The organism is Methylobacterium sp., from assembly GCF_019750675.1.
GTDB lineage: Bacteria > Pseudomonadota > Alphaproteobacteria > Rhizobiales > Beijerinckiaceae > Methylobacterium.
Window position 1 is genome coordinate 1 of sequence record NZ_JAIEOF010000460.1, and the last position, 5,058, is coordinate 5,058.

At 72.4% G+C, this 5,058-nt stretch carries 3 protein-coding genes; 1 reads left to right on the plus strand and 2 read right to left on the minus strand.

Annotated elements, in window-relative coordinates; translation table 11 throughout:
- Positions 1–128 precede the first annotated feature (128 nt).
- Positions 129–404: a hypothetical protein gene (locus tag K2X24_RS23995; RefSeq protein ID WP_292501858.1), complete on the minus strand. Its 276-nt coding sequence runs from the start codon at positions 402–404 to the stop codon at positions 129–131.
- Between the two features lie 238 nt (positions 405–642).
- Here K2X24_RS23995 and K2X24_RS24000 point away from each other — a divergent pair, with 238 nt between their 5' ends.
- Positions 643–3,558: a phosphoenolpyruvate carboxylase gene (locus tag K2X24_RS24000; protein WP_292501859.1), complete on the plus strand. Its 2,916-nt coding sequence runs from the start codon at positions 643–645 to the stop codon at positions 3,556–3,558.
- A 102-nt stretch (positions 3,559–3,660) separates the two neighbouring features.
- Here the strand turns inward: K2X24_RS24000 and K2X24_RS24005 are convergent.
- Positions 3,661–5,058 (minus strand): phosphomannomutase (locus K2X24_RS24005; protein ID WP_292501862.1); only part of this gene is annotated, 1,398 nt, incomplete at its 5' end.

Below are 5,058 nucleotides of genomic sequence, written 5' to 3' on the forward strand. Positions count from 1 at the left end.
CGGCGCGGCGGGTGCCTCGGTCTCGGGCGCCCCCTCCACCTCGGGCGCCTGCGACAGGGCCGGGCCGGCCCCCAGGAGCAGGAGCACCGACAGCAGGGCGACCCATCGGCATGTGCGGAACGGCACCATCAGCGCGTCTCCCGCTGCGTGCCCGGCGGCAGCGGACGGGCCTTCGGATCGTCCGTCGGCTCGATCTCGAGGATCGTCGCCGTCCGGTCGATGGGACTGGGACGCGGCGGTTCCAGGCTGCGCATCAGCGTCTCCTCGTCCTCGGCCTCGTCGATCAGGTCGACTTCGCGCCCCATGCGCAGCTCGGGCCGCCGGCCGCGCATCAGCAGCGAGACCACGACGAGGCCGCAGAACAGGAGGGCCCCCAGGGCGCCCAGGATCAGGGTCGTTTCCATGCCGGGTCCAGCGTTAGCCCAGGATGCGCCCCGTTGCATCCTTTCCTGGCGAAGCGACAGATCCGGACCTTGCCCACATCCCCGGGCCGGAACGGTCCTTGCGTCTTCGCACACGGATGTCAGAAGCGGGGGTCCGCGCCAGCAACGTGGCCCGAGATCGGTCGCGTCCCGAGCACCTCAGTCCAACACCTCACGCGCGAAACAATCCACGCCCACGAACCAAGGTCGATCGATGCGCATGCATGACCTCAAGACGGCCGATGCAGCCCCGGACGCGGAGCGCCGTCCCGGTGGGGCGGAGGGCCTGGAGCAGGAGCTCCTGCGGCTGATCGAGGAGTCCCGCGAGCAGGCCGCCGAGGATCCGTTCCGCAATCCAGTCCTGGCGGTTACCCTGGCCATCACCCGGCGCTTCGACCGGGGCGAGATCGGCGAGGACGACCTCGACGCCCTGTTCCCCCGGCTCCGGGCCCAATCCCTGGGCGCCCGCGCCGAGCGCCTGCGTGCCTATGTGGGCCTCGACCACGATGCGGGCGCCGCGCCGGACACCCGGATGCCGGCCCGCCTCGTGGCGGCTGTGCCGGAGCGCCAGGGCGCCTTCGAGACCTTCCGCGATCTCGTGAGCCGCACGGGCTTCGCCGTGGTGTTCACCGCCCACCCGACCTTCGGCATGCCGCGCGCCGTCGCCGCGCTGATCGCCGAGGCCGCGAGCGAGGCCGACGCCGCGGCCCGGACGCCGCTTGTGGCGCGCGCGGCCGACCTCTCCACCCGGCCCGACCCGAAGATCAGCCTCGACGATGAGTTCGAGCAGGCCTGCGCCGCGGCCAATCACGGTCGCACGGCGCTCGACGCCTTCAACGCCGCCCTGCTGGACGCCGCCCGCGCGCGCTGGCCCGACCGCTGGACCGAACTCGTGCCCAAGCCCTTCGCCATCGCGAGCTGGGTCGGCTGCGACACGGACGGGCGCACCGATATCGGCTGGTGGGACACCCTGCGCTACCGCCTGGAATCGAAGCGGATGCAGCTCGACCGGGTCATGCGCCACCTGCCCCAGCTGCCGGCCACGAAGGTGGTGCGCGACCTGACGGGGAACGCGCTCGCGGCCGTGAACCGCCAGCTCGCCGTGGCCCCCCGCCTCGGCACCAAGCCCTCCCTCGAGGCGGTCCATCGCTTCGCGCTCGCGCTGATCATCGAGCGTGAGCGGGCCCAGACCGATTCCAGCGCGATCCTGGCCGGGCTCGCGGGCGCCGTCGGGGGCGTGGAATCCGAGGCGGACAAGCGCAGCGTCGCGCTCCTGCGCTCGGGCATCGCCACCCACGGCCTCTCGAACGCCCTGCCGCATTTCCGGCTCAACGCCAGCCAGATCCACAACGCGGTGCGGCGGGTCACCGACCTCGAAGGCGAGCCCACCGATGCCGCCCAGCGCCGCTCGCACCTGGCCACCATCCACGCGCTCCTCAACGACGTGCAGGCGGTGGACGTCGATTTCGGCGCGCTGGCCGCCGAGCGCGCCTCGGCCGCCCGGCTGATGATGACGATCACCCAGATCCTCAAGCACGTGGACGGCACGCATCCCGTGCGCTTCCTCATCGCCGAGACCGAGACGGGCTACACCCTGCTCGCAGCCCTCTGGCTGGCACGGCATTACGGGATCAGTGACAAGGTCGAGATCACGCCGCTGTTCGAGACCGCGAGCGCCCTCGAACAGGGCGTGCGCGTCCTCGACGATGCGCTGCGCAACCCACACTGGCGGGCCTACCTCAAGCGTATCGGCCGGCTCACCGTGCAGTTCGGTTACTCGGATTCCGGGCGCTACGTCGGCCAGCTCGCGGCGAGCTTCTGGATCGAGCGCCTGCGCCTGCGCATCACCGAGCTGATGGTGCAGAACGACCTCACGGGGGTCGAGCTCGCGATCTTCGACACGCACGGCGAATCCATCGGCCGGGGTGCGCACCCGACTTCGCTGCGCGACCGCCTCGCCTATCTCGCCCCCGAGGATGCGCGGCGCCGAAACCGCGCGGCGGGCATCCGGGTGCGCCTCGAATCGAGCTTCCAGGGCTCGGACGGCTACCTGATGTTCGGCACCCTGCCGCTCGCGCAGGCGACGGTGGAGCGCATCGCCGAGCACGTCTTCGCCCTCGATGTGGCCGACGACGATTCGTTCGCCGACTACGTGCTGTCCGATCCGGCGAGCGGGGCCGACGAGACGGACGACCCGATCTACGCCGAGCCGGACTTCGCCGCCGAGTTCTTCACCGTGGTGCGCCAGGACATGGAGGCGCTGGTGGACGATCCCGGCTACGCCGCGCTGCTGGGCACCTTCGGCCCGAGCCTGCTCGACCGCACCGGCTCGCGGCCGGTGGCGCGCCAGACCGATGGCGGCGGCCCGACCATGATCACCCACCCGCGCCAGATGCGGGCGATCCCCAACAACGCGATCCTGCAGCAGCTCGGCTTCCTCGCCAATTCCCTGCACGGCGTCGGTCGCGCCGCCGGCCGGACGCCGGACCTGTTCCGCGACATGCGGCGCGATTCGGTGCGCTTCTCCCGCGCCTTCCGCCTCGCGCAGCACGCCTCGAACGTCTCCGACCTCGACGTGCTGCGGGCCTATATCGACACCCTCGACCCGGCCGTGTGGCTGGAGCGCGCCCGGCGCACCCAGCGGGACGGCCGGCGCGAGGAACTCGTGGTCATCGCCAATGCCCTCGACCGCCTGCGCCTCGCCCCGGATCTGCGCCACCTGTTCGGCCGCCTGACCTGCGACTGGCTGAGCCTGCGGGCGGCCGCCCCCGACCTCGGCCGGATGTCGGTCCGCCTAACCCTGCTGCACGCGATCCGGCTCGCCCTGATCCACCGGATCTGGTTCCTGGCCGTGCACATCCCGGGCTTCCGGCCGCAATCGGGGGTGAGCCGCGAGGCGCTGATCGAGCGCTTCCTGCGCCTCGACATCGACGGCTGCCTCACCCTGCTGGAGGACATCTTTCCGGTCACGCCCGATCCGACCCTCGGGCTGAACTTCGGCGAGCCGGCGGGCCCGCGCGACGTGGGCACCTACGAGGCCGAGCACCGGACGCTGTTCGAGCCGATCCGGCGCAGCTTCCTTCGCGTGCGCGAGATCTCGGGCATGATCCAGCACGAGGTGGGCGCGTTCGGCTGAGGCCGAGCGCACGGGGCGGATCGCCCGCGTTCGGGGCGATCGAGAATCAGTCACGGCCCGTCAGGATCGCCGGATCGCCCTGACGGGATCTCGGGATCTCGATCAGTGCGGATCGGCGCCCGTCCGGGCGGCGTCCTTCCTCATCGCGGCCGCCGCGGCCGCCAATCCCCAGCGGACCAGGTCTTCGGCCTCGTCGGCCGTTCCGGCCTCGGCGTAGCAGCGCAACTCGGGCGCGTTGCCGGAGGCACGGAAATGGATCGTGCGGCCGCCATCGAGCTCCATCCTCACGCCGTCCTGCTCGTCGACGGCGCGCACGGCGCCGATCGGCCGAACGAAATCCTGCCGGAACGCCGCCTCGCCGAGTTGGCGCAGGAACGGCCCGCTCCGCTCGGCCGGCGTCTCGGGCAGGCGGTCGCTCGCCGTCTCGCCCACGGAGAGGGACGTGACGAGGTCGGCGAGGGACAGCCCGGCGCGACGCGCCGCGGCCAGGGTCGCCAGGATGGGGAGCATCGCATCGCGCGTCGGCAGCGCGGGCAGGGTCCGGCCGTCGAGGGTGACGTCCGAACCGAGCAGGAAGCCGCCATTCGCCTCGAAGCCGACGACGGCGCGGGCGCCCTCCTGCTCCGCCCGCGCCATGCCGGCGATGACGTAGGGCGAGCCGACCCGCGTGCGCAGCACCCGCCGGAACCCGCCCGCCTGCTCGATGGCCGAACCGGCGGTGACGGGCACGACGACGGTGTCGACGTCGAGGTACCGCGCGGTGATCAGCCCAAGCACGTCGCCCCGCAGGATGCGACCGGCCGCATCCGCGACCAGCGGCCGGTCGGCGTCGCCGTCGGTCGTCACCAGGGCGTCGAAATCGCCGGATGCCATGGCCTGGCGAATGAAGGCGATGTCCTCCGGACGATGGGCCTCCGTGTCGATCGGAACGAAACGGTCCGCGCGCCCGATCGCGGTCACGTCCGCCCCCAGCGCCGTCAGGAGCTCGACGAGCAGGTCCCGCGCCACGGAACTCTGCTGGTAGACGGCGATCTTGAGGCCGGCCAGCATGTCGGGGGCGAAGGCCTCGCGGTAGCGCTGACGGTAACGGTCCGTCGCCCCGGTCTCCGGCGTGGCGGGATCGGCCGCCGCCATCGCGCCCGGCGTGGCGACGTCGCCGAGGGCGGCCAGGATGGCGGTCTCGTCGGTCTTGGTGATCTCGCCGTCGGGCCGATAGAATTTCAGGCCGTTCCGGTCCTCCGGGATGTGGCTGCCGGTGACCATCACCGCGCAGGCGCCGCGCCGGAGCGCTTCCAGGGCCAGGGCCGGCGTCGGCAGCGCGCCGCAATCCACGGCCGTGAAGCCGGCGCCCGCCGCGGCGGCGGCTACCGTCGCGGCGATGCCGGGGCTGCTGTCGCGCAGGTCCCGCCCGATCACGACGGTGCGGCCGGTGCCGGTCGTCGCCGCGATGGAGCGGAAGAAGGCGCTCGCATAAGCGTAGCTCGGCCACCCCACGAGGTC

Excerpts from the sequence above, each read along its gene's own strand:
- K2X24_RS24000 (WP_292501859.1), top strand. The coding sequence starts at position 643 with ATGCATGACCTCAAGACGGCCGATGCAGCCCCGGACGCGGAGCGCCGT.
- K2X24_RS23995 (WP_292501858.1), bottom strand. The coding sequence starts at position 404 with ATGGAAACGACCCTGATCCTGGGCGCCCTGGGGGCCCTCCTGTTCTGC.